The following is a 1,990-nucleotide window of genomic DNA, read 5'->3' as shown; positions in this document are numbered from 1 at the left end:
GGCCAGGTCGGCCGCGCCCCGGCGGCGGTCCCGCTCGGCCCGCCAGACCGCGTAGTCGGCGTAGCCCGCGGCCAGCGGCGGCCGGGCCGGCGGGGCGCCGGCGACCGCCCGGGCGTACGCGCCGGCCAACTCGTCGTAGAGCAGCGCCTCGGACCAGCCGTCGAAGACCGCGTGGTGCACGGTCATGGCGAGCACGTGGGTGTCGGCGGCCAGCCGGTAGACGGTCACCTGCCAGGGCGGCCCGGTGGCCAGGTCGAAGGAGTGCCCGGCGCCGGCCGCGAGCATGCCGGCCAGCTCCGCCTCGGCGTCGGCGGCACCGGTCAGGTCGACCACCGGCACGGCCACGTCGGTCGGTTCCTCGCGGACCGCGTACGGCACCCCGCCGGTCTGCGGGATCCGCCAGCGCAGCACGTCGTGCCGCTCGGCCACGGCGCGCAGCGCGGCGCCGAGCGCAGTGGTGTCCAGCGGCCCGCGCAGCCGGTGCGCCACGGCGATGTTGTACGGCGCGCTGGACGGGGCGAGCTGGTCCATGAACCAGAGCCGCCGCTGCGGCGGGGAGAGCGTGGGCGGGTTGCCGGTGGTCAGCCCGTCGCCGTCGGCGGGAGCGGCGGCCCGTACCCGGTCGACCAGCGCGGCGAAGGTGCGGTCGGTGAACAGCACCTGGGTGTCGACCCGCCGGCCCAGCTCGGCGCGGAGCGCGGCGACCAGCCGCATGGCGGCGATGGAGTTGCCGCCGGCGGCCAGGAAGTCGCTGTCCGGGCCGGGGTTGGCGCCGAGCAGCCGCGCCCAGAGCCGCCGTACCGCCGCCTCCACCGGGTCACCGCCGGCGACCTCGTCCGCCTCCCGCGGGGCGGCCACCGCCAGCGCGCGCAGCGCGGGCCGGTCCAGCTTGCCGCTGGTCGGGCTGACCGGCAGCGCGGCCAGCCGCACCGTCCGGGCCGGCAGCATCGCGGTGGTCAGCCGGGGCCCGGCGTACGCCCGCAGCGTCTCGTCGTCGGGCGCGTCGGCGGGGGTGAGGAAGGCGACCAGCTCGGTGCCGGCCGGCCCGGGCACGGCCTCCACGGCGACCCGGTCGACGCCGGGGTGCCCGGCCAGCACGGCCTCGACCTCGCCCAGCTCGATCCGCTGGCCGCGCACCTTGACCTGCCGGTCGGCCCGGCCCAGGTAGACGATCCGGCCGTCGGGCGCCTGGCGGACCAGGTCGCCGGTGCGGTAGAGCCGCTCGCCGGGCCGGTCGCCGAACGGGTCGGGGACGAACCGTTCGGCGGTCAGCCCGGGCCGGTTGAGGTAGCCGTCGGCCAGCCCGGGGCCGCCGATCAGCAGCTCGCCGGTCTCCCCCGGCGGCACCGGACGCAGCTCGGCGTCCACCACGTACGCGCGGTGGTTGGGCAGGGGGCGGCCGATCGGCACCGGGTCGGCGTCGGCCGCGGTGAGGTCGCCGCTGACCGCCAGCACGGTGGTCTCGGTGGGGCCGTAGCCGTTGAGGAAGCGCCGGCCGGGGGCCCAGCGGGCGACCAGCTCGGCCGGGACCGCCTCGCCGCCGCAGAGCAGCACCCGCCAGGACGGCAGCTCCGCCGGGTCGAGCAGGGCGAGCACCGTCGGGGTGATGAAACCCCAGTTCACCTCGTGCGCGGCGACGAACCGGGCCAGCCGGACCGGGTCGGCCCGGTCCTCGGCGCCGAGAAGCTGCACCGCGCCGCCCAGCAGCAGCGGCACGAACAGGTCCATGGTGGCCGCGTCGAAGCCGAGCGAGGCGATGCCGAGGCTGCGTACCGAGGCGTCGGCGCCGGTCAGCGCGGCGACCCCGGTGACGAACTCGACGGCGTTGCGGTGGGTGGTGAGCACGCCCTTGGGCCGGCCCGTGGAGCCGGAGGTGAACAGCACGTACGCCGGGTCGCCGGGGCGGGCCCGGCACGGCGCGAGCGGGGCCGGGCCGGGCAGCCCGACCGCCTCGACGCCGGGCTCGTCGCCGAACTCGGCCGCCGCGGCG

1 protein-coding gene is annotated in these 1,990 nt (G+C 78.5%); it reads right to left on the bottom strand.

Features of this window, described 5'->3' with window-relative positions:
* Positions 1-1,990 (bottom strand): non-ribosomal peptide synthetase (locus B0E53_RS35920; protein WP_146167956.1); only part of this gene is annotated, 1,990 nt, incomplete at both ends.

The sequence above is a fragment of the Micromonospora sp. MH33 genome, assembly GCF_003013775.1.
Classification (GTDB): Bacteria; Actinomycetota; Actinomycetes; order Mycobacteriales; family Micromonosporaceae; genus Micromonospora; species Micromonospora fulviviridis.
This window is presented reverse-complemented; position numbering and strand designations above follow the sequence as displayed.